The 22,920-nt window shown below is 61.9% G+C and carries 24 protein-coding genes; 17 read left to right on the forward strand and 7 right to left on the reverse strand.

From position 1 onward, the window contains the following. Positions 1-36: 36 nt before the first annotated feature. The 4 genes from rsmI to WYH_RS02525 are packed head-to-tail and all read left to right on the forward strand — an operon-like array spanning position 37 to position 2,859. Positions 37-885, forward strand: coding sequence for a 16S rRNA (cytidine(1402)-2'-O)-methyltransferase (gene rsmI, locus WYH_RS02510; protein WP_046904736.1), 849 nt, complete (start codon positions 37-39; stop codon positions 883-885). Then, positions 882-1,232: a YraN family protein gene (locus WYH_RS02515; RefSeq protein WP_046902577.1), complete on the forward strand. Its 351-nt coding sequence runs from the start codon at positions 882-884 to the stop codon at positions 1,230-1,232. Before rsmI ends, WYH_RS02515 begins: the two co-directional genes overlap by 4 nt. A 13-nt stretch (positions 1,233-1,245) precedes the next feature. After that, a complete protein-coding gene (gene gshB, locus WYH_RS02520) occupies positions 1,246-2,205 on the forward strand; it encodes a glutathione synthase (protein ID WP_046902578.1) in 960 nt (319 codons plus the stop codon). Between the two features lie 42 nt (positions 2,206-2,247). Beyond that, positions 2,248-2,859 carry a DedA family protein gene (locus WYH_RS02525; protein WP_046902579.1) on the forward strand — a complete coding sequence of 204 codons (612 nt, stop codon included), beginning with the start codon at positions 2,248-2,250 and terminating at the stop codon, positions 2,857-2,859. Here the strand turns inward: WYH_RS02525 and WYH_RS02530 are convergent. The 4 genes from WYH_RS02530 to rph form a co-directional block, all read right to left on the reverse strand. Next, positions 2,856-3,752: a tyrosine recombinase XerC gene (locus WYH_RS02530; RefSeq protein ID WP_046902580.1), complete on the reverse strand. Its 897-nt coding sequence runs from the start codon at positions 3,750-3,752 to the stop codon at positions 2,856-2,858. The genes WYH_RS02525 and WYH_RS02530 overlap by 4 nt on opposite strands. After that, positions 3,749-4,900, reverse strand: a complete 1,152-nt coding sequence (hemW, locus tag WYH_RS02535; RefSeq protein WP_082347767.1) for a radical SAM family heme chaperone HemW — start codon at positions 4,898-4,900, stop codon at positions 3,749-3,751. Before hemW ends, WYH_RS02530 begins: the two co-directional genes overlap by 4 nt. Before the next feature lie 74 nt (positions 4,901-4,974). Beyond that, positions 4,975-5,607, reverse strand: a complete 633-nt coding sequence (rdgB, locus tag WYH_RS02540; protein ID WP_046902582.1) for an RdgB/HAM1 family non-canonical purine NTP pyrophosphatase — start codon at positions 5,605-5,607, stop codon at positions 4,975-4,977. Further along, positions 5,604-6,320, reverse strand: a complete 717-nt coding sequence (gene rph, locus WYH_RS02545; RefSeq protein ID WP_046902583.1) for a ribonuclease PH — start codon at positions 6,318-6,320, stop codon at positions 5,604-5,606. The genes rdgB and rph overlap by 4 nt, the downstream gene beginning before the upstream one ends. Positions 6,321-6,400: 80 nt before the next feature. On the opposite strand from rph, the gene hrcA reads away from it, so the two are divergent. The 3 genes from hrcA to WYH_RS02560 all read left to right on the forward strand — a co-directional run bounded on the left by hrcA (position 6,401) and on the right by WYH_RS02560 (position 8,376). Next, positions 6,401-7,444: a heat-inducible transcriptional repressor HrcA gene (gene hrcA / locus WYH_RS02550; RefSeq protein ID WP_046902584.1), complete on the forward strand. Its 1,044-nt coding sequence runs from the start codon at positions 6,401-6,403 to the stop codon at positions 7,442-7,444. A 15-nt stretch (positions 7,445-7,459) separates the two neighbouring features. Beyond that, entirely contained in the window at positions 7,460-8,032 is a 573-nt protein-coding gene (gene grpE / locus WYH_RS02555) for a nucleotide exchange factor GrpE (protein ID WP_046902585.1), read from the forward strand. 77 nt (positions 8,033-8,109) lie between these two features. Further along, positions 8,110-8,376: a YMGG-like glycine zipper-containing protein gene (locus tag WYH_RS02560; RefSeq protein WP_046902586.1), complete on the forward strand. Its 267-nt coding sequence runs from the start codon at positions 8,110-8,112 to the stop codon at positions 8,374-8,376. Between the two features lie 6 nt (positions 8,377-8,382). Here WYH_RS02560 and WYH_RS02565 read toward each other — a convergent pair whose 3' ends face one another. Continuing rightward, a complete protein-coding gene (locus WYH_RS02565) occupies positions 8,383-8,892 on the reverse strand; it encodes a hypothetical protein (protein WP_046902587.1) in 510 nt (169 codons plus the stop codon). Then, positions 8,889-9,377, reverse strand: coding sequence for a copper chaperone PCu(A)C (locus WYH_RS02570; protein ID WP_046904737.1), 489 nt, complete (start codon positions 9,375-9,377; stop codon positions 8,889-8,891). The genes WYH_RS02565 and WYH_RS02570 overlap by 4 nt, the downstream gene beginning before the upstream one ends. A gap of 167 nt (positions 9,378-9,544) precedes the next feature. On the opposite strand from WYH_RS02570, the gene dnaK reads away from it, so the two are divergent. From dnaK to rnr, 10 genes are all read left to right on the forward strand, one after another. Continuing rightward, the gene (dnaK, locus tag WYH_RS02575; protein ID WP_046902588.1) at positions 9,545-11,470 is read left to right on the forward strand and encodes a molecular chaperone DnaK; all 1,926 of its coding nucleotides are present in this window, start codon (positions 9,545-9,547) and stop codon (positions 11,468-11,470) included. Positions 11,471-11,542: 72 nt separating this feature from the next. Beyond that, entirely contained in the window at positions 11,543-12,661 is a 1,119-nt protein-coding gene (gene dnaJ / locus WYH_RS02580) for a molecular chaperone DnaJ (RefSeq protein WP_046902589.1), read from the forward strand. A 43-nt stretch (positions 12,662-12,704) separates the two neighbouring features. Next, a complete protein-coding gene (radA, locus tag WYH_RS02585; protein WP_046902590.1) occupies positions 12,705-14,072 on the forward strand; it encodes a DNA repair protein RadA in 1,368 nt (455 codons plus the stop codon). 12 nt (positions 14,073-14,084) lie between these two features. Beyond that, positions 14,085-14,609, forward strand: coding sequence for a CvpA family protein (locus tag WYH_RS02590; RefSeq protein WP_046902591.1), 525 nt, complete (start codon positions 14,085-14,087; stop codon positions 14,607-14,609). 2 nt (positions 14,610-14,611) lie between these two features. After that, positions 14,612-15,040 carry an iron-sulfur cluster assembly scaffold protein gene (locus WYH_RS02595; RefSeq protein WP_053833362.1) on the forward strand — a complete coding sequence of 143 codons (429 nt, stop codon included), beginning with the start codon at positions 14,612-14,614 and terminating at the stop codon, positions 15,038-15,040. Positions 15,041-15,076: 36 nt separating this feature from the next. Beyond that, positions 15,077-16,696 (forward strand): MFS transporter, encoded by a 1,620-nt coding sequence (locus WYH_RS02600; protein ID WP_046902592.1) that lies wholly within the window; start codon positions 15,077-15,079, stop codon positions 16,694-16,696. Then, positions 16,683-17,735, forward strand: coding sequence for an alanine racemase (alr, locus tag WYH_RS02605; RefSeq protein ID WP_046902593.1), 1,053 nt, complete (start codon positions 16,683-16,685; stop codon positions 17,733-17,735). The genes WYH_RS02600 and alr overlap by 14 nt, the downstream gene beginning before the upstream one ends. A gap of 71 nt (positions 17,736-17,806) precedes the next feature. Then, positions 17,807-18,367 carry a polyhydroxyalkanoate synthesis repressor PhaR gene (gene phaR, locus WYH_RS02610; RefSeq protein WP_046902594.1) on the forward strand — a complete coding sequence of 187 codons (561 nt, stop codon included), beginning with the start codon at positions 17,807-17,809 and terminating at the stop codon, positions 18,365-18,367. An 84-nt stretch (positions 18,368-18,451) separates the two neighbouring features. Then, positions 18,452-19,993, forward strand: coding sequence for an aminoacyl--tRNA ligase-related protein (locus WYH_RS02615; protein ID WP_046902595.1), 1,542 nt, complete (start codon positions 18,452-18,454; stop codon positions 19,991-19,993). A gap of 143 nt (positions 19,994-20,136) precedes the next feature. Next, positions 20,137-22,410: a ribonuclease R gene (rnr, locus tag WYH_RS02620; RefSeq protein WP_046902596.1), complete on the forward strand. Its 2,274-nt coding sequence runs from the start codon at positions 20,137-20,139 to the stop codon at positions 22,408-22,410. 24 nt (positions 22,411-22,434) lie between these two features. On the opposite strand, the gene WYH_RS02625 is transcribed toward rnr, so the two are convergent. After that, positions 22,435-22,887 carry a universal stress protein gene (locus tag WYH_RS02625; RefSeq protein ID WP_046902597.1) on the reverse strand — a complete coding sequence of 151 codons (453 nt, stop codon included), beginning with the start codon at positions 22,885-22,887 and terminating at the stop codon, positions 22,435-22,437. Between the last annotated feature and the right edge of the window lie 33 nt (positions 22,888-22,920).

Here is a 22,920-nt window from a genome sequence, read left to right on the forward strand (position 1 = left end):
TTGCCGCTCCAGCTAAATCTGGTCCACAAGGCGCGCGTGAACGACACCAGTGAACTCGAACCTTTGTCTCCCGGCCTCTATATTGTCGCGACGCCAATTGGCAATCTCGGCGATATAACCTTGCGGGGAGCCGACATTCTCAGGCGATGTGCCGTCATCGCCTGCGAGGATACGCGCGTTACGCAGAAGCTGGCGCGGCACTTGGGAATCGCCGGTTCGCTGTGGCGTTATGACGATCACAGCGCGCCCGCAGACCGGCAGAGATTGATCGAATCCATGCGGAATCAGGCCGTGGCGCTCGTCACCGATGCCGGCACGCCGCTGGTGTCCGACCCTGGATACCGGCTTGTGCGGGAAGCGCGGGAAGCTGGAATCCCGGTCACCAGCCTGCCCGGGCCGACCGCGCCAATCGCGGCGCTGACATTATCGGGTCTGCCCAATGATCGCTTCCTCTTCGCCGGTTTCCTGCCGCCAAAGGAGAAAGCCCGCCGTGATGTGCTGGAGGAATTGAGCAATCTTCGGTCCACGCTGATTTTTTTCGAAACTGCGCCGCGCCTGCTGAAATCTTTACAGGCGATAGAAGAGATCCTGCCGGGCCGCGAAGTTGCCGTCGCGCGCGAGATTACCAAGCTGCACGAGGAATGCCGCACCGGGACGGCGGCGGAACTGGCCGCGCATTATGCCGAGTTTCCGCCACGGGGCGAAATCGTGCTGATGGTCGGCCCGCCGGGAGAGCAGGTGTCCAGCGCGGATGACGCGGACGAGATGCTGCGCGAAGCCCTGGCCGACATGAAACCGTCCCAGGCGGCTGCTTTCGTCGCGAAGTCCACCGGCCTCGATCGCAAGGCTCTCTATGCAAGGGCGCTGGAGCTGCGCGAGGCGTGAACCGGGCGCTTGCCGAACAGCGCGGGCGGCGGGGAGAACGGCTCGCCGCATTGTGGCTGCGCCTGAAAGCCTGGCGCATACTTGGCCAGCGGGTGAAGACTGCCCGCGGGGAAATCGACCTGATAATGAAGCGGGGCAAGACGATAGCCTTCGTCGAGGTGAAATGGCGCGCCAATGTGGCGGAGCGCGACCGCGCAATCGACAGCTATCGCCTCCGCCGGGTCGCCGCCGCAGCGGAGGCGGTGGCTCATAATTACGCCAGAAACGGAGAATCCATCCGCATCGATGTGCTTCTCCTTGCACCCGGGCGCTGGCCTCGCCACATCGTGAACGCCTGGCAGCCGTAAGGAAGACAGAAGAATGAGCCTGCGCGTTGCGGTCCAGATGGATCCGCTGGAAAGCATCAATATCGCCGGAGATTCGAGCTTTGCGCTCATGCTCTCCGCCCAATCGCGCGGCCACCGCCTCTGGGTTTACGACGTAACGAGTCTCGCCTGGGAAGACGGGTGCATCACCGCCTGGGCGCGCGAAGTCAGTGTGCAGCGGGTGGAAGGCGATCATTTCACCTATCGCAGCGAACTGGCCAAAATCGACCTGGGCGAAGATATCGACGTTGTCCTGATGCGGCAGGATCCGCCCTTCCATCTCGGCTATATCAGCGCCGCATTGCTGCTGGACCGGCTGAAGGGGAAGACGCTGGTCGTCAACGATCCGCGCGAAGTCATCAATGCGCCGGAAAAGGTGTTCGTGCTCGATTACGCGCGTTTCATGCCGCCGACACTGGTCGCCCGCCGGATCGAGGATGTGCGCGAATTCATGGCCAAGCATGGCTCCGTGGTGGTGAAGCCGCTGCACGGCAATGGCGGCAAGGCGATCTTCCGGATCGACGCCGAAGGCACGAACTTGTCCGCCCTGATGGAAGTGTTCAACCAGACCTGGCCTGAACCGCATATGGTCCAGCCCTTCCTGCCCGAAGTGGCCGATGGCGATAAACGCATCGTGCTGGTCGATGGCGAAGTGGCCGGGGCTATCAATCGCAAACCGGGCAAGGGGGAATTCCGCTCCAACCTGGCGCAGGGCGGTTATGCCGAAGCGGCCGATCTGACGGAGCGGGAGAAGGAAATCTGCGCCGCCATGGGTCCGGAACTTAAACGGCGCGGCCTGATCTTTGTCGGCATCGACGTGATCGGCGGCAAATGGCTGACCGAAATCAACGTCACCAGCCCGACCGGCATCGTCGCCATCGACAATTTCAACGGCACGGACACCGCCGGGCTGATCTGGGATGCGATCGAAACACGGCTGGCCGCGCAGGAATAAAAGGGGCCGGACCCTCCAGGTGATTTGGCCGTTGGCGCAGCAATGAACGACTTCATCTTCGAAGCCATCGCTCAGGGCGGATATATCGGCATATTGTTGCTGATGGCGCTGGAAAACATCATCCCGCCGATCCCGTCCGAAGTGATCATGGGCATTGGCGGCGTGCTGGTGGCGCGCGGCGAAATGTCCTTCTGGCCGCTGATGCTGGCCGGGACGGTCGGCTCAACTGCCGGCAATTACGCCTGGTACTGGGTGGGGGATAAATGGGGCTATCAACGGCTCGGCCGGATCGTGGACCGGCATGGGCGGTGGCTCACTGTCGATTTCGAACATATCGAAAAAGCGGCGAATTTTTTTCAGAAACACGGCCAGTGGGTGGTCTTCGCGCTGCGTTTCTCGCCCTTCCTGCGCACTATTGTGTCGCTGCCGGCTGGCCTGGCCCACATGCCGGTCTGGCGGTTTCTGCTGTTCACCTTTGCAGGATCCGCGATCTGGAATGCGATCCTGGTGGAAGGCGGCAGGCGGCTCGCCCCGCTGATAGAGAAATACGAAAGCTGGGCCAGCTGGAGCGTGATCGGCCTGATTGCGCTGATGCTGGTCTGGTATATCTGGCGCGTGATCACCTGGACCCCGCGCGAGAAGAAGGACGATTAATCTTTCTCGCGCGGATGGGCGGCGCGATAGGTATCCAGCAGGGTCGCCGCATCCACTTTGGTGTATATCTGCGTCGAGCCGAGGCTGGCATGGCCGAGCAATTCCTGTAGCGACCGCAGATCGGCCCCGGCACCCAGCAGATGCGTGGCGAAGCTGTGGCGCAGCGCGTGGGGCGTGGCGCTGGCGGGCAGGCCAAGTGCCTTGCGCGCGCGGGCCATCGCCTTCTGCACCATGCCCTGGTTCAACTTGCCGCCCTTCGCCCCGCGAAACAGCGGCTCTGCCGGGGCGAGGGGGTAGGGGCATCGCGCCGCGTAATCGGCCACGCAGTCGCGCACTATGGGCAGGATCGGCACGACGCGCTGTTTTCCGCCCTTGCCGGTAACGGTCAGCGTCTCGCCCAGTGGCAGGTCGGACCCTTTGAGCGACAGCGCCTCGGCAATTCGCAGGCCGCCGCCATACATCAGCAGCAGCACCGCCCGGTCGCGTGCGCCAATCCAGTCTTCCGCCGCGGTGGCATCCACCATCTCGGCCAGATTGCTGGCATCGTCCGGGGTAACGGGGCGGGGCAGGCCTTTCTTGATCCGTGGCCCACGCAGGCGCGGCGCGCCGTCGTCCGTCTGGCCGGACTGCTCCCGCGCATGGGCCAGCAGGCTCTTCAGCGCCGAAAGTTCGCGCGCGGCGGATACATTGCCCAGCCCGCCTGTTCGCCGTGCGGCCAGATGATTGCGCAGGGCATGGGCATCGAGCCGGGCCAGATCCGGCCATTGCCGCGCATCCACCGCGTCGATCAGCCGCGTTGCCGCCGCCAGATAGGCGCGCACCGTATGCGGCGACCGGCGGCGCGAATTGGTCAGGTGATCGCGCCAGTCCTCAAGCAGATCGGCGCGGCTCATGCCGAGGCCAGATTGTCCGACACAAGCTGCCCCAGCAACGCATCGAGCACTGGCATGCCTTGCGCCGTAACGCCGATCCGGCCGCCTGCCTGCCAGGCTAGGCCGAGCTTTTCGAGGAAGTGCAGCCGGTCCATCTCCACCAGCTCATCCGGCGCCATACCGAACCGTTCACCCAGCGCCCCCGGATCGATCCCTTCGCGCAGGCGCAAACCCATCAGCAAAGCTTCCGCAGCCTGCCCGCGCGGGGTAAGAGCATCTTCCTGTGAAAGGCCATTGCCATTGCGCTGCACGGCCGAAAGAAAATTCTCCGGCTTGCGATGGCGCATGGTTGCCATGCCGCCCCTGCGGCCATGCGCGCCGGGGCCGATGCCGATATAATCCTGATACCGCCAATAGGTCAGATTATGGCGGCTTTCCTCCCCCGTTCGGGCGTGATTGCTGACTTCGTAGGCACGCAGGCCCGCCTCTGCCGTCATCTCCCGCGTCAGGGCGAAAAGATCGGCTGCCGGGTCATCCTCAAGAGGTTTGAAACGCCCCAGCCGGACATCGGTGGCGAAACGCGTATTGGCTTCGATCGTCAGTTGATAGAGCGAAAGATGGCCCGTGCCGAAGGATAGTGCGCGGAACAATTCCTGTTCCCATTTCTCCGGCGTCTGGCCGGGGCGGGCATAGATCAGGTCAAAGCTGACCCGGCCAAAGCTGTTCTGCGCCACTTCCAGCGCGGCCAGTCCTTCTTCCGCATCATGCAGCCGGCCAAGAAAACGCAGCGTCTCGTCATCCAGCGCCTGCAGGCCGAGCGAGACGCGATTCACGCCGGCGGAGGCCAGCCCTGCAAAACGCAGCGCCTCGACCGAGGATGGGTTTGCCTCCAGCGTTATTTCCACGTCCGGCGCAAAGCCCCAGAGCTTCTCCGCTTCTTTCAGCAGGCTTTCGACCAGATCCGGCGGCATGAGGGACGGCGTGCCCCCGCCGAAAAAGATGGAATGCAGTGCCTCTCCGCCCGCAAGCGCCGCTTCATGCCGCATGTCGGCAATCAGGGCGTCCTGCCAGGCTTCGGTTTCGATCTGGTCCCGCACATGCGAATTGAAATCGCAATAGGGGCACTTCTTCAGACAGAAGGGCCAATGGATGTAGAGTGCGCGGGCCACGGGTGGGATTCAGCAGACCTTACCTGCCACTTGTCAAGTTTCAGCCTTGATGCGGCAGAGGATTACCAAGGAATTCAAGCGGGTTGGAACTGGTCCGCCACCAGTTTTGCGAAGGCATCGGCGCGGTGGCTGATGCGATGTTTTTCCGCCGGATCGATTTCTGCAAAGGTCTGTTCCATGCCGGCCGGCACGAAGACGGGATCATATCCGAAACCCAGCGTGCCACGCGGCGGCCAGGTCAGCCGCCCTTCGGCGCGCCCTTCATAGACGGCATGTTCGCCATCCGGCCAGGCAATTGCCAGAGTGCAGGAAAACCACGCATCGCGCTGAACATCCGGCCCTTTTTCGGCCAGCATCCCTTCCACCTTGCCCATTGCCATATACCAGTCCCGGCCCGGTTCGCCTTCGAACCATTGCCGTTCGGCCCAGTCCGCCGTGTACACTCCGGGCCGACCGCCCAGTGCGGCAACGGACAGGCCGCTATCGTCGGCGAGGGCGGGGAGGCCCGATGCCTCCGCCGCCGCACGCGCTTTTATCAGCGCGTTCTCGACAAAAGTCGTGCCCGTCTCGGCCGGCTCGGGCAGGCCCAGCGATCCGGCGGAAATGCATTCCAGCCCGTAAGGCTGGAGCAATGCGCCGATCTCTTTCAGCTTGCTCGCATTATGCGTGGCGATGACAAGCTTGCCCGAGCCGAGTTTCCGATTCACTTGCGAACAGCCTCTTCCTGCGCGGCGAAGATCTGATCGCAACCCATGCGGGCAAGACGCAGCAGGCGCAGCAGGCCTTCTTCGTCATAGGTGGCACCTTCGGCCGTCGCCTGCGCCTCGGCAATATTGCCGCCTTCCAGCAGCACGAAATTGGCATCGGCGTCGGCATTGGAATCCTCGTCATAATCGAGATCCAGCACCGGCGTGCCCTGATAGATGCCGCAGCTGACCGCCGCGACCTTGGACATGATCGGGTCTTCCTTGATCTGCCCGCTTTCCATGAGCTTGTTCACGGCGAGGCGCAGCGCAACCCAGGCGCCGGTGATGGACGCGGTGCGCGTGCCGCCATCGGCCTGGATCACGTCGCAATCGAGGACGATCTGACGTTCGCCGAGCTTTTCCATATCGACCACGGCGCGCAGCGAACGGCCGATCAGGCGCTGGATTTCCTGCGTCCGGCCGGACTGCTTGCCCTTGGCCGCTTCACGGCTGCCGCGCGTATGGGTGGCGCGGGGGAGCATGGAATATTCGCCCGTGACCCAGCCCTGGTTCTTGCCGCGCAGGAAGGGCGGCACCCGTTCTTCCACGCTGGCGGTGACCAGGACGCGGGTATCGCCAAAGCTGATCAGGCAGGAGCCTTCGGCATGCTTGGTAAATCCGGTCTGGATGTCGATAACGCGCATTTCGTCGGGCGCGCGGCCGGATGGTCGCATATTCAATCTCCATTCTGGCAAAGGCCCTTACGGCAAATGCCATTGCGGCCGCCGCCCTAGCGCCTAGATAGGCAACTGTCATGGTATCGCCTCCAATTACAGAACTGAATAATCGCGCGCGGGAGATCTTTCGCCTTGTGGTGGAAGGTTATCTCTCCAGCGGCAGTCCCGTGGGATCGAAAGCGATCGCGCAGCAGGGGGAGATCAATCTCTCTCCCGCATCGATCCGTTCCGTCCTCAATGAACTGGAGACGCTGGGCCTGCTCGCCGCACCGCATACCAGCGCGGGCCGGATGCCGACTGACACGGGGCTGCGGATGTTCGTGGATGGCATGATGCAGGTCGCCGAACCGACACCGGAAGAACGCGCTGCCATTGAACAACGCCTGTCCGAACCGGGCCCGGTGGAACAGGCGCTGGCCGCGACCAGCGCGATCCTGTCCGATATTTCCGCTGCTGCCGGCGTCGTCATGGTGCCGAGGCGCGAACCGCGTCTGGCGCAAATGAACATCGTCCGGCTGGACGAGGATCGCGCCCTGGCCGTGCTGGTCGGCAGCGATGGCTCGGTGGAAAACCGCTTGCTCGCCTTGCCCCGCGGCGCTTCCATCTCTGCCTTGCAGGAAGCCTCCAACTATGTGACCGCCAGGCTGGCCGGGCGCACGCTCGCCCAGGCAGCCCGGGTCATCCAGGCGGAAATAACCTCCGGCCGGTCAGAGCTGGACGCGGCAAGCGCCGATCTGGTCGAACGCGGTCTGGCCGTGCTGAGCGAGGATGCGGCGCAGCGGCCGGTTCTGATCGTTCGCGGCCAGGCAAAATTGCTGGACGATCAGGCGTTGACCGATATCGAACGGGTCCGTTCGCTGATCGACGATCTGGAAAACAAGCAATCGGTATCCGAATTGCTGCAATCCGCGCGAGACGCGGAATCGACGCGGATTTTCATCGGGGCGGAAAACAGGCTTTTCTCCCTGACAGGCTCTTCCGTCATCGCTTCCCCTTACCGTGACCGGGAGGGCAGGGTGGTCGGAGTGCTGGGGGTGATTGGCCCGACGCGGTTGAATTACGCGCGGGTCGTGCCCATGGTGGATTTCACCGCCCGGTCGCTGGGCAAGATAATAGGTTAATTCTGGATATTTCGAATGAACGAGAACGAGAACCCGCGCGACGAAGCGGTCGAAAAGGAACTGGAAGGCGTGCCCGAGGAATTCCTCGTGGAAGACGAGGGTGAGACCTCCGCGCTTGAAGGAGAACTGGCCGCATTGAAGGAACAGCTGGCAGCAACGCAGCAGGAAGTCCTCTATGCCAAGGCGGAAACGCAGAATGTGCGCCGTCGGCTGGAAAAGGACATGACCGATGCGCGTAATTACGCCGCCACCGGTTTTGCCCGCGATATCCTTTCGGTTGCCGATAATCTGTCGCGTGCATTGATGGCTGTGCCGGATGAATTGCGCGAAGACAGCAAGTTGCAGGGCCTGGTCGCCGGGATCGAAGCCACCCAGCGGGAACTGGACAAGGTATTCACGCAGCATGGCGTCAGCCGTATCGCGGCCAAGGGCTTGCCGCTGGACCCGAACCAGCATCAGGCAATGATGGAAATTCCGACGGATGAGGCTGAACCGGGCACGGTGGTGCAGGAAATGCAGGCCGGTTACATGATCAAGGATCGTCTGCTGCGCCCTGCGATGGTCGGTGTTGCGAAGAAGCCGGATTGAGGCGCAATACCCCGCGATACGCGGAACCGACGCCGGCCTGATCCGTAAATTCTCCGCAATCCTGACGGAGAAATACCATGAAGATCAAGATGCTGGTCGCGCCTCTCCTGCTCGGTTCCGCGTTTTCGCTTGGCGCATGTGCGGATAATTATGCCGTTGAAGGTGCAGCGGTCGGCGCTGCGGCCGGGGCAGGCATTTCCGCCGTGACGGGCGGCAATGTGGGCACCGGGGCAGCTGTCGGCGCGGCGGCTGGTGGTGCCGGTGGCTATCTGATCAAGAAAGACGGCAAATGCTACCGCCGCGACCGCGACGGGTATGAATATGAAGTGCCCTGCCGCAGATAATCCGGATCATGCGTGGCTTCGGGCTGTATTCGGAAAATTGACCAGAAGGTCATAGGCGGATCGGTCCGCAACGCCGGGCAGATCGATACCGCTGCGCATCAGGAATGCGTGGCGGACGATTTCCGCCTGCTGTTCGATGCCATATTGGTTTAGCTGCCATCCCGGTTTCAGGCTGTAATCATACCGGCACCATGGATGTCGGTGCAGCACCAGATGCCATTTCCCCAGCTTCTGTGCCTGCCAGACATGCGTCATCTCGTGGATGAAATGACCCTGGCGCAGCGGGTGTACCGCCGCGAAATCATCGCAATATGAAGGGCCACGCGGGTGAAAATGGATATGGCCGCACGGCGCCATCGTTACGCGCCGTGGCTGGAACGGAAACCATTTCCGCCGCCTTATGGTGACTTGCGAATAATCAATGGCAGATCCGAAAATACTGCGTCCCAGCGCCACCTCCCCTTCGGTCAGCGGGCGGATTCCTCCCGCAGGGCAGGCGGCGCCGGTAGGCTTCAGCGTTCGTCGCCCGGCTCGCGGATTTCCGCCGGGAAGCTGACCTTGTCGCCGCCAACGAAGGTCAGCGTGACTTCGGTTTCGCCACCGGCGACCAGTGACGGGTCGAGATCATTGGCCATCACATGCAGCCCGCCCGGTTCGAAGGACACGCTTTCTCCCGCCGGGACGGAAAGCTGGAAGACTTCCTGCATGTCCGTCTGATTGTTCCAGGTGCTGGTTTCATGCAGCATGGCTCCGCCGGCACCCTGTACGCTGACGGCGCGGATCATCACGTCCTTGTCGCCATCATTGGCGATGTCGAAATATATCGCCGCCGGATTGCCGGAGACGGGCGGCAACATCATGCGGCCATCGGAAACGCTGATACCGGCAGGCGCTTCGGGCCCTGCCGTTTCAGTGGCCTGTTCGCTTTCGCCGCCGCTGCAGGCCGCCGGCCCCAGGGCAGCAAGCGCCAGCGCAGCCGCGGGCCAGATTGTTCTGTTCATGGACATCCTTCCCCTTAACTCCAAGTAGGATTTTCTAGCTTCCCGCCTCCCTTGTGCCAAGCCAAAGCACTCCTATATCCCCCTCGTATCGAGCCGCCGACCGGCCTTGCCAAGGACGGGGGGCTGAATGTGCGGCGTCCAATTGAAGAAGGGATGTGGGGAAAACCATGGCCAAAGTTATCGGTATCGACCTGGGTACGACCAACAGCTGCGTTGCGGTGATGGACGGGGGCAAGCCCAAGGTTATTGAAAATTCGGAAGGTGCACGCACGACGCCGTCGATCGTCGCCTTCACCAAGGACGGGGAACGTCTGATCGGCCAGCCGGCGAAGCGCCAGGCCGTCACCAATCCCGACAATACGCTTTTCGCGATCAAGCGCCTGATCGGCCGCCGTTTTGAAGATCCCCTGACCAAGAAGGACATGGGCCTCGTTCCCTATGACATCGTCAAGGGCAAGAATGGTGATGCATGGGTCAAGGCCGGGGGCGAAGATTATTCGCCGTCGCAGATTTCGGCCTTCATTCTGCAGAAGATGAAGGAAACCGCCGAGAGCTATCTTGGCGAAACCGTCAGCCAGGCGGTCATCACCGTTCCGGCCTATTTCAATGACGCGCAGCGTCAGGCGACCAAGGATGCCGGCCAGATCGCTGGCCTGGAAGTCCTGCGCATCATCAACGAACCGACAGCGGCTGCGCTGGCCTATGGTCTGGACAAGGACGATGGCAAGACCATCGCCGTTTATGACCTTGGTGGCGGCACCTTCGATATCTCCATCCTCGAAATCGGCGATGGCGTGTTCGAAGTGAAATCCACCAATGGCGACACCTTCCTGGGTGGCGAGGATTTCGACACTGCGATCGTTGAATATCTGGCTGACCAGTTCAAGCAGAAGGAGAACATGGATCTCCGGCAGGACAAGCTTGCCCTGCAGCGCCTGAAGGAAGCCGCCGAAAAGGCCAAGATCGAGCTGTCCAGCTCGCAGCAGACCGAAGTGAACCTGCCCTTCATTACCGCGCGTATGGAAGGCGGCAGCTCCACCCCGCTGCATCTGGTGGAAACGATCACCCGTTCGAAGCTGGAACAACTGGTGGGCGACCTGATCCAGCGCACGCTCGAACCGTGCAAGAAGGCTCTGGCCGATGCCGGCGTCAGCAAGGACCAGGTGGATGAAGTGATCCTGGTTGGCGGCATGACCCGTATGCCCAAGGTCCGCGAAGTCGTGGAAGGCTTCTTCGGTTCCAAGCCGCATACCGGCGTGAACCCGGACGAAGTCGTTGCCATGGGCGCGGCCATTCAGGCCGGTGTTCTGCAGGGTGATGTCAAGGACGTGCTGCTGCTCGACGTGACGCCGCTTTCGCTCGGTATCGAAACGCTGGGCGGCGTGTTCACCCGCATGATCGACCGCAACACGACGATCCCGACCAAGAAGACGCAGGTCTATTCCACGGCTGAAGACAATCAGCAGGCGGTGACGATCCGGGTCTTCCAGGGTGAACGTGAAATGGCTGCGGACAACAAGATGCTCGGCCAGTTCGACCTGGTTGGCATTCCCGCCGCTCCGCGCGGTGTGCCGCAGATCGAAGTCACTTTCGATATCGACGCCAACGGCATCGTGAACGTGTCCGCCAAGGACAAGGGCACGGGCAAGGAACAGCAGATCCGGATCCAGGCATCCGGCGGCCTTTCGGAATCCGACATCGACCAGATGGTGCAGGATGCCGAAAAGTTCGCGGAAGAAGACAAGAAGCGCCGCGAAGGTGCCGAGGCGAAGAACAACGCCGATAGTCTTGTCCACGCCACGGAGAAGCAGATCGCCGAACATGGCGACAAGATCGATGCCGGACTGAAGTCCGAGATCGAAGCCGCCATCGCCGAAACCAAGACGGCGCTGGAAAGCAACGACGCGGCCGAAATCACTGCCAAGGCCCAGGCGTTGACCGATCTCGCCATGAAGATGGGCCAACAGATCTACGAGAAGGAGCAGGCCGCAGGCGCGGAAGCTCCGTCCGGCGATACGGGGAATGAAAGCGGCTCCGACGAGGAAGTCGTGGACGCGGAATTCTCCGAAGTGGACGAAGAGAACAAGGGCTGATTGTCCTGATGGAAACCCATGCCGCCGCCGGTGCTGACCGCGCCGGCGGCGGAACAGGTTTAGGGGCAAGTTATGTCTGCATCTGAATTAGATTTTTACGAATTGCTCGAAGTCAGCCGCGACGCGGATGACCGGACGATCAAGGCTGCTTATCGCAAGCTGGCCATGAAGCATCATCCGGATCGCAATCCGGGATGTTCGGAAAGCGAAGCGAAGTTCAAGACGATCAGCGCAGCTTACGAGTGTCTGAAGGATCCTCAGAAGCGAGCCGCTTATGACCGCTATGGCCATGCCGCGTTCCAGCAGGGAATGGGCGGTGGCCATGGGCACCAGGACTTTGGCGATCTGGGCGATATTTTCGAAACGATCTTTGGCAGCGCCTTTGGCGGAGGCGCGGCGCGCAGCCGGCCGCGCCGCGGTGCCGATCTGCGTTATGACATGGAAATCGGCCTGGAAGAGGCGTTTCATGGCAAGGATACGGAGATCAAGATCGAAGTCTCCGTCGCATGCGAAACATGCCATGGCGATGGTGCTGAACCCGGCACGTCCCGTCGTGGTTGCGATACGTGCCACGGGCACGGGAAGGTCCGCGCGCAACAGGGTCTGTTCGTCATCGAACGACCTTGTCCGACCTGCCATGGCCGCGGGGAAGTCATCGAACAGCCCTGCCATGAATGCCGCGGGGAAGGCCGCATTGACCGGATCCAGGATCTCCAGGTCGAAATTCCGCCGGGTGTCGGCAATGGCACGCGCATCCGCCTGTCCGGCAAGGGCGAGGCGGGGCCGATGGGCGCACCGCCGGGCGACCTCTACATCTTCGTGCATGTGAAAGCGCATCCGGTATTCGTCCGCGAAGGCACGACTTTGCTCACCCGCGTGCCGGTTTCATTCACGACGGCCGCTCTTGGCGGATCGATCGAGATTCCGGGCCTGGATGGCGAACCCAATGAGATTGAAATCCCGGCCGGCATCCAGTCGGGGCGTCAATTGCGCAAGCGCGGTGCCGGTATGCCCGTGCTTCAGGGCAGGGGGCGCGGCGATCTGGTGATCGAAATCATGGTCGAAACGCCCACCAGGCTTTCTGCCCGGCAGAAGGAATTGCTGCGGGAATTCCGGGAGACTGAAACCGGTGACGAATGTCCGGAAAGCCGGGGATTCTTCGATCGGTTGAAAGACGCGTTCACGACCTGACAAGCGGCTTGCGTTCGGCATATGTTCCGGTTAACGACCGGGCATGGCCAAGCCCAAACGTCGCTATGTCTGTGCCGATTGCGGCAGTGTGACAACCCGCTGGCAGGGCCAGTGCACCGATTGCGGGCAATGGAACTCGCTGGTTGAGGAAGCGGCCGAAACGAAGTTTTCGGCCAAGCACGATCTTTCGGGCGGGGGCCGGAAACTCGATTTCGAGATTCTCGATGCGCCGTCCGAAGTGCTCACGCGGCGGTCGACCGGCCTTGCTGAATTCGACCGCGCGCTGGGCGGGGGTATCGTTCCCGGTTCCGCCATATTGATGGGGGGCGAACCCGGGATCGGCAAATCGACCCTGCTGCTCCAGGCCGCAGCCGCGATCGCGCGGACCAGGGCCGATGTCGTCTATGTCAGCGGGGAAGAAGCTACCGGCCAGGTGCGGATGCGGGCCAGGCGGCTCGGGCTATCTGATGCGCCGCTTCGGCTCGCGGCCGCAACCTCGGTGCGGGATATACTGACCTCGCTGCATTCGGGGCCGCCTCCGGCCCTGCTGATCATCGATTCGATCCAGACGATGCATTCGGACACGATCGAAGGCGCGCCGGGCACGGTCAGCCAGGTCCGGGCCAGCGCATTCGAACTTATCCGCTATGCCAAGGAAAACGGCGTGGCGCTGATTTTCGTCGGCCATGTCACCAAGGACGGCACGATTGCCGGCCCCCGTGTGCTGGAACACATGGTGGATGTGGTGATGAGCTTCGAAGGCGAACGCAGTCACCAATATCGCATCCTCCGCTCGCTGAAGAATCGCTTTGGCGCTGTGGACGAGATTGGCGTATTCGCGATGGAAGGGCAGGGGCTGTGCGAAGTCTCCAACCCGTCAATGCTATTCCTTTCCGGACGGGACGAACCCGTTGCCGGCAGTTCCGTCTTCCCGGCGCTGGAAGGCACGCGCCCGGTGCTGGTCGAAGTTCAGGCGCTGATCGTCCGCCTTCAATCCGGGGCAACCCCGCGCCGGGCGGTGGTCGGGTGGGACAGTGGCCGTCTGGCCATGCTCCTTGCCGTGCTCGAATCGCGATGCGGGCTGAATTTCTCTTCGGCAGAAGTCTATCTCAATGTTGCGGGCGGTTATCGCCTGACCGATCCGGCGGCTGATCTGGCTGTCGCGGCCGCATTGGTTTCCGCTTTGGCGGACAAACCGCTTTCCTTGCGCAGCATCTGGTTCGGCGAAGTATCGCTTTCCGGCGAAATCAGGCCGGTTGCGCATACCGGGTTGCGCCTGCGCGAAGCGGCGAAGCTCGGCTTCGATCAGGGCAATGGACCGGCCGATGCCGGGCAGGATGTGGCCGGTTTGCGTTATGCCGGGATTGCCGCATTGCCGAAGCTCGTTGACCGGATCATGGGCGGAGCATAATCAGCATCAGGCATGACGGGCTTCGATATCATAGTGTTGCTGATCGTCGGGGTCGCGGCGATTGGCGGTTTCATGCGCGGTTTCGTGCAGGAAGTGCTGTCTCTGGCAGCATGGGTCGTGGCGATATTCGCGATCCATTATCTGCACACGGATGTGACGGCGCAACTGCTTGAATATATGGATTCGCCTTCAGGGGCGGCCGTGCTGGCTTTCGCGATAACGCTCATCATTCCCTATGGCGTGGTGAAGCTGATTGCCCGCTCCGCCGGCAAGGCTTCCCGCAATTCCATTCTCGGTCCGATCGACCGCGTGCTCGGCTTCGGTTTCGGGGCGGTGAAGGGCGTGATCGTCACGGTCATGGCCTTTTCGCTACTCGTGCTGGCTTATGATACGATCTGGGGCCCGTCTGGTCGTCCTGACTGGATCACGACGGCGCGCACATATCCGGTGGTCAATGCCAGTGCCGATGCCCTGGTCCAGCTGATCGGAGAACGAAGCCGTTACTTGTATGAAGTGGACGAGGGTTCCACGCCCTGAGCATGAGCGAAACCCGCACTCTATACACACCCCAATTGCTTGCGCTGGCGGTGGAACTAGGTTCCTACCCCGCCCGGGAAGATCTGGCATTCCATGGGGAAGGCCGTTCGCAGACATGCGGCAGTACGGTGGCGATGGATTTGGGGCTGGACGATGATGGCCGCGTGGATTCTCTGGGAATGCGCGTGCGGGCCTGTGCGGTCGGGCAGGCTTCGGCGGCAATCTTCGCCCGCGCTGTAATGGGGCTCGATATTGCGGCCATCCGCACCGCCCAAGATGCGATTTCCGCCTGGCTGAACGAAGATGGCCCACTTCCGGAATGGCCCGGTTTTGCAGTGCTTGAACCCGCGCAAGCCTATCCCGGCCGGCATGGCGCGATCCTGCTCCCCTGGAAATCGGCACTGACCGCTCTTTCCACTTCGGCCGGGTGAGGTTAGCCTGCCTGCAAAGGGCAGGGGGGAATAAATATGGCAAGTGGCGCCGCCACGTCAGCGCACCATCAGCCGGACGCGAAGGAAATGCGTCTGGTCATCGCAGCATCGTCTGCCGGTACGGTGTTCGAATGGTATGATTTCTTCATCTACGGCACGTTAGCGCCGTTAATCGCCGCAGCCTTCTTCCCCAGCGATAATTCGACCCTGTCGCTGCTTCTGACCTGGGCGGGTTTTGCCATCGGTTTCGGCTTCCGTCCGCTCGGCGCCATCCTGTTCGGTTTCCTGGGCGACCGGCTTGGCCGGAAATACACCTTTCTCGTGACGGTGACCCTGATGGGCATAGCCACGGCCGGCGTCGGCCTGATTCCCAGCGCCGAAACCATCGGGCTGGCAGCGCCATTGATCGTCATCCTGCTGCGTATTCTGCAGGGGCTTGCGCTTGGCGGCGAATATGGCGGTGCGGCCATCTATGTCTCCGAACATTCGCCGCCCGACCGGCGCGGCTATTTCACCGGTTTCATCCAGGCCAGCGTTGTCGGCGGCTTCGTGCTCAGCCTGGTAGTCGTGCTTGCCTGCCGGTTTCTGATACCGGCCGATATTTTCGAAAGCTGGGCCTGGCGCCTGCCCTTCCTGCTGTCGATCGTGCTGCTGGCCATTTCGCTGTGGATGCGCATGCGCCTGTCGGAAAGCCCGGTGTTCAAGGCGATGAAGGAAGAAGGCGCCACATCGTCCAACCCCTTTGTGGAGAGCTTCACCTATCCGGGTAACAAGAAGCGAATCTTCATCGCCCTGTTCGGGGTGGCATGCGGCCTGACCATAGTTTTCTACACGGCGCTGTTTTCCAGCCTCTCCTTCCTCAAGGGGCCGATGCGGGTGGAAGACACGTTGGCGGAATTGCTGATCGGTCTTGCCTGCCTGATGGGACTGTTCTTCTTCGTCTATTTCGGCAGTCTGTCAGACCGCATCGGGCGCAAGAAACCGATCGTGTGGGGCTATATCGCGTCCCTTCTGCTGCTCTTTCCCTGTTTCTGGGGCATTGCCGCGCTTGCCAATCCGCAGCTTTCCGCTGCGGCAGAACAGGCGCCGGTGGTAATTACCGGGCCGGATTGCGAATATGATCCTTTCGCGGAAAACCAGTCCACCGCCTGCGGCAAGCTGATGTCGGAATTCTCCGGTCTCGGAATCCCCTATACTGTAAGCAGTGACGAGGAAGTGACGGTCCGGTTCGGTGCCGAAGTGAAGCGGATCAGCGATTCATCATCCGTTGATCGCGCCACGGTCGAAACCTGGCTGAGTCAGGCGGGTTACGATCTTTCCGATCAGATTCCGCCAGCCGCCAATATCGTCGGCATCGTGGCCCTGCTGATCGTCCTGTCCGCCCTGTCGGGCGCGACATATGGGCCGGTGGCTTCGCTCCTGTCGGAAATGTTCCCTGCCAGAATCCGCTACAGCTCCATGTCCATTCCCTATCACATAGGCGCAGGCTATTTCGGCGGTTTCCTGCCGCTGATCTCGGGCTATATCGTGGCCCGTACTGGCGATATCTTTGCAGGCTTATGGTATACTTGGATTCTTCTGATCGTGGCGCTGGCCGTCGCTCTCTGGGGGCTCCCTTCGGGGCCTCCGCGCGATTTCGCCGATGACCCTTCCTGAACTGCCGCCATCGACGCTGCGGCTGCAAATCGACAAGGGCGCCCTGGCGCATAATTGGCGGGAACTGGATCGGCTGTCCGGCACGGCCCGGGCCGGGGCCGCGGTAAAGGCCAGTTGCTATGGCCTGGGCGTGGATCACGTGGTCCCGGTGCTGGAAGAGGCGGGGGCGCGCGATTTCTTCGTCGCCCATTGGGCGGAAGTGCCCGCCGTCATGCAGCATGTTCCGGCGGAGTGCATTTCCGTTCTGCACGGGCCATTGGGCGAGGCTGACATTCGCTTTGCCAAGGAAACCGGTGCAAGGCCGGTGATCAACAGCCTCTATCAGGCCCGGCTCTGGCGCGATGCCGGTGGCGGGCCCTGCGATGTCATGGTCGATACGGGCATGAATCGCCTCGGCCTGTCGATGGCGGAAATCGGCGAAGCCATCGTGTCGGATCTGCAAATCCATACACTGATCTCGCACCTCGCTTCGGCGGATGAAGATGTGGCGTTAAATGCGTTGCAACTGGAACGCTTTACCGCAGCGGCGCAGCAAGTGCCCGCGCAGTGCCGCAGCCTCGCCAACAGCGCCGGCATAGCTCTGGGCGCAAGCTACGCCTTCGACCTTACTCGCCCCGGTCTGGCCCTGTATGGCGGCATTCCGCATCCCGGCCTTGCGGGCCGAATCCGGCAGGTCGCCTGCCCGCAGGCCCAGGTGCTGCAATTGCGTGATCTCTCGCCCGGCGACACGGTGGGCTATAACGCCACCTTTACCGCCCGCCGGGCCATGCGCTCCGCGACCGTCTCGCTCGGCTATGCCGATGGTTTTCTGCGCAGCTGGGCCAAGGCAGGAATGCTGATGCATAATGGGACGGAGCTGCCAATCCTGGGGCGCGTTTCGATGGACCTGGTAATTGTTGATTGCGGCGCAGCATCGCAGCTGCGCGAAGGGGATTGGCTGGATCTGGAATATGACCTGCCGCGCGCGGCGCAGCTCAGCGGATTGTCGCAATATGAACTGCTGACCCTACTGGGCCGAAGGTTTTGCCGTACTGCATGATGTCAATCATGTTGCACCGCATATGTTGCAAGTGCTAAGAAGTTTTCACTACAGCAAAAGGGAGCGTGCTGATGGCGTCGGAGAAAGAACAGGGCCAAGATCCTGTCATTATCAAGAAATACGCTAATCGGCGCCTCTACAACACCAAGTCGTCCAGCTACATCACTCTCGACGATCTTTCGCGGATGACCCGTGAAGGGATCGATTTCCAGGTGCTCGATGCCAAGACGGGCAATGATATCACCCATGCCGTGCTGACCCAGATCATCATGGAGGAAGAGGCGAGCGGGGAGCAGATGCTGCCCATCAGTTTCCTGCGCCAGTTGATCTCCATGTATGGCAATTCCATGCAGGCGCTGATGCCGCATTACCTGGAAGCGAGCATGGATAATTTCCGCGCCAACCAGTTGAAGTTACAGGAAACCTGGAAGGCCAGCATGGGGCCGGACGCCTTTGCCAAGCTGGCCGAAACGAACATGAAGATGTTCGAGGCGGCAACCAGCGCCTTCATGCCCGGCAAGCAGGGGGCGGCGGCTGCCCCGGAATCCAGATCGTCCGGCAATGACGATCTCGAGGCATTACGCAACCAAATGGCGGAAATGCAGAAAAAACTCGACGAAATGGGCAAGTAGTTTTTCGCAGGCTTACTTCTCTCTCGACACCCGGAGAGGCGCGAGGCTAGGGGGCCCGTTCTGTCAAGATTCCGGGTGAGTCCAATGTCGAATATCCGCCACGCCCTGACCATCAAGCGCGAAGACGATTTTGCGCAGTGGTATCAGGAAGTCGTTTCCGCTGCAGATATGGCAGAAGAATCCGGCGTGCGCGGCTGCATGGTCATCAAGCCCTGGGGTTATGGCATCTGGGAACGCATCCAGCGCCTGATGGACGAACGCATCAAGGCCGCCGGCGTCCAGAACTGCTATTTCCCGATCTTCATCCCGCTCGCCAATTTTGAACGCGAAGCCGCGCATGTCGAAGGCTTCGCCAAGGAAATGGCAGTCGTCACCCATCACCGGCTGATCGCGGATGGCAAGGGCGGGCTGGTGCCCGATCCCGAAGCGAAGCTGGAAGAACCGCTGGTCGTCCGCCCGACATCGGAAACGATCATCGGCGACGCGATGAGCCGCTGGATCCAGAGCTGGCGCGACCTGCCGCTGATGACCAACCAATGGGCCAATGTCGTTCGGTGGGAAATGCGCACCCGCATGTTCCTGCGCACCAGCGAATTCCTCTGGCAGGAAGGCCATACCGCGCATGACAGCCGGGACGGCGCCATGGAAGAAACGCTGCGCGCACTGGAAATGTATCGCAGTTTTGCCGAAGACGTGCTCGCCATCCCGGTCGTCGCAGGCGAAAAGCCGGAGAATGAGCGTTTCCCCGGCGCCGTCGCGACCTATTCGATCGAAGCGATGATGCAGGATGGCAAGGCTTTGCAGGCCGGCACCACGCATTATCTCGGCACCAATTTTGCGGAGGCTGCCAATATCCGGTTCCAGGACCGTGAAGGCACGCAGCAGCTATGCCATACGACGAGCTGGGGCACGTCCACGCGCCTGATCGGCGGTCTCATCATGACCCATGGCGACGATGACGGTTTGCGCGTGCCGCCCGCCATCGCCCCGCATCAGGTCGTGATCCTGCCGATGCTGCGGGACAAGCCGGAAGATTCTGCCCTTCTCGATTATTGCGAGGAATTGCGCGCCGCGATTGCCCACGAACAGGTTCTGGGCGAACCGATACGCGTGCTGCTCGATCGCAAGCCGGGCAAGGCTGCGGGCAAGCGCTGGGACTGGGTGCGCAAAGGGGCCCCGGTCATCATCGAAGTGGGCGGCCGGGACATGGCCGGTGGCAAGGTTTCCATGCTGCGGCGTGACAGGTTGTGGGGCGAAGATGGGAAGCCCGATTTCTCCTATCCCTCACGCGATGAAGCGCGCGCTTCCATCGCGGATCTGCTGGTGGACATACAGGCCTCGCTCTATGGGGAGGCCAAGGAACGGCGCGAAGCGAATATCGTTCGCGACATCAGTAGCTTCGATGAACTCGCCGAATTCTATGGCGAGAACCAGCGCTATCCGGGCTGGGTCGAAGTGCAATGGTCGCGCCCGACCGGGGACGAACTGTCCAAGGTGGTCGAAAAGCTGAAATCGCTGAAGCTGACTTTCCGCAATGTGCCGATGGACCGGGGCGCTCCAAACGGAAAATGCCTTTTCACTGGCGATGACGCGGTTGAGTGGATCTACGTCGCCCGCGCATATTGATCCGGGCGATCGATCCCTTTCTTCCTGCATATGGGCGGTTACGCCCTGTTTGCCGAAGGGATCGAAACCCTGCCGCCAGAACTGTCCCCGGCGAAGCGCTCTCTCCGCTTGTGGCCGGGTGAACATGCGCCCATATCGCGTGGATGGCTAAACGACCGACACCCGGCTTGCCCTCACGCAAGCAGGTACTTGAATTCATCCAGACGTCCGAAACCCCGGCCGGAAAGCGTGAGATTGCGCGTCATTTCGGGCTGAAGGGGCAAGAGAAGATCGCCCTCAAGGCCCTGTTGAAGGACATGGCCGAGGAAGGGCTGATCGACGGCAGGCGAACCGCCTATCACCGCATGGGCGGTGTGCCCAAGGTCACCGTCTTGCGCGTGGTCGATATCGAAGATGGCGAGGCGATTGCCATTCCCGACAACTGGCAGCCCGATGATGCCACGCCGCCGCCCCGGCTGAGGTTGAAGGAAAGCAAGAAGGGCGGGGCGCTGCGTTCCGGCGACCGCGTGCTCGCCCGGACGGAAGAAACCGGCAGCGGATGGCGCGCCTTCCCGATGAAGAAGCTGCCTTCGCGCAGCGATTCCCTGTTGGGCGTGGTGGAAATGGATGGCGGCGGCAAACCGTGGCTGGCCCCGGTGGACAAGCGAATCCGCAATTCCTCCCCCATTGCCGACCTTGGCGGAGCGGAAGAGGGCAATCTCGTCCTCGCCGAACCGGCCGGACGATCCCCGCGCTCGGGCGTGAAAGTCACTGAAGTCCTGGGCGATCCGCTCGCGCCGAAGAGCTACAGCCTGATCGCGATCCACAAGCACGGCATTCCACATATTTTCCCGGAAGAAGTGCTGAAAGAAGGCGAAGAGGCCGCTCGCCTGCCGCTGAGCGAGGAGAAGCGGGAAGATCTGCGCCACCTGCCCATCGTCGCCATCGACCCCGCCGATGCCCGCGATCATGACGATGCGATCTGGGCTGAACCGGACGGGGAGGGCGGTTTCCGCGCCCTGGTGGCGATTGCCGATGTCAGCTTCTATGTCCGCCCCGGCGGCGCACTGGATCGGGAAGCCAGGAAACGCGGCAATTCCGTCTATTTCCCGGACCGCGTGGTGCCCATGCTGCCCGAGGTGCTGAGCACCGATGTCTGTTCCTTGCGCGAAGGGGAAACCCGCGCGGCGATGGCGTGCCATCTTTCCATCAGCGCGGAAGGCAAGGTGACGTCATGGCGCTTCACCCGCGCGCTGGTGAATATTGCCGAAACCATTGCCTATGAGGATGCGCAGGAACGGATCGACAATGGCACAGCCTCCGAACCGCTGCAGAATCTGTGGGGTGCGTGGAAGCTCCTCGCCTCTGCCCGCGACGCCCGCGATCCGCTGGAACTGGATCTGCCGGAACGCCGCGTCCTGCTGGATGAAAAGGGGCGCATCACCGAAATCGCCGTGAGAGAACGGCTCGATGCGCATCGCGTGGTGGAAGATTTCATGATCGCGGCCAATGTCGCGGCGGCCAAGGCGCTGGAGAGCAAGGCCTCGCCGGTCGTCTATCGCGTGCATGAGCCGCCGACCCGTGAAAAGCTCATCGCGCTGCGGGAATATTTCGACTCGATCGGCAAGAATCTTGCCCTGGGGCAGGTCATCACGCCCGGCCTGTTCAACCGCATGATCAAGGATATTTCCGATCCCGGCGAAAAGGCGCTGGTGATGGAGGCGGTCCTTCGCAGCCAGACGCAGGCCTATTACGGCCCCAGCAATGCGGGGCATTTCGGGCTTGCTCTTGGCAGTTATGCGCATTTCACTTCGCCGATCCGGCGTTATGCCGATCTGCTCGTGCATCGTGCGCTGGTTGATGCATTCGGGCTGGAACAGCCAAAGCCGAAGGGGGCAATTCCCGACGGCACCGGCTTGTCGGATAAGGATCGGGCCGATCTTTCCAAGGTCACCGACGCGATCAGCCAGAGTGAACGCCGCGCGATGGAGGCGGAGCGGGACACGATCGATCGCTATGTCGCCGCATGGCTGGCGGGCCGGGTGGGCGAGACATTCCGGTGCCGCATCACCGGGGTCCAGAAATTCGGCTTTTTCGCCACGATTGCCGGTCTCGGCGGGGATGGGCTGGTGCCCGTATCGGCGCTGGGGCGCGAATATTTCAGCTATGACGAAGGCGCGCGTGCCCTCGTCGGAGAGCATAGCGGCACAATCTACACGGTCGGCGACATGCTCGATCTCAAGCTGGCCGAATCGAATCCGCTCACCGGCGCGCTGAAATTCGAACCGCTGGACGCTGATGGCCAGGCTATCGAACCGCGTGGAAAGCGCCCGCCGCCCAAGCGGAAATCCAAGCCCAAGACCCAAGGTAAATATGCCGAGGGCAAGCGCGGCCGGCCGGCCAATATCCGCCACCAGGGGCGCAAGAGGAAGAAATAGAGCCTTCTCCCGGAAGACCCCGGTTCAGCTCAGGCGATCGAGTTCCGCGTCGTCCAGGCGGCCGGGCACGATGAAGAGCGGGCATGGCAACGATCCCGCCGCGGCCGAAAAGTGGGTGACCAGCGGGCCAGGCGCGCCTTCGGGCGCGGCGGCCAGCACCAGTGCGGCAACCTCCGGATGTTCGGAGAGGAATTCGTTGATCACCGTCTTGCCGTCACCCATGCGGACGGCGATCTGCGGCATCTTGCCGCCTTCGCTCATCAATTCGCCCGCCGCGCTGTTGGCCAGCACTTCGGCCCGGTCGCGGGCCTCTTCCTCGATCGTGGCCTGCACCCCGCCAAAGGCGCTGAAGGCCTGTTTCGGCACGATGGCCAGAATATGCACGGAACCGCCGGTCTTGGCCGCGCGGCGCGATGCGAAACGCAGCGCGCTATGCGCTTCTTCCGTCTCGTCGATGATCACCAGATAGACGCGCATAATGCTCCCTCCCGTCGGCGCGAATATCGTGAC

Source organism: Croceibacterium atlanticum, from assembly GCF_001008165.2.
GTDB lineage: Bacteria > Pseudomonadota > Alphaproteobacteria > Sphingomonadales > Sphingomonadaceae > Croceibacterium_C > Croceibacterium_C atlanticum.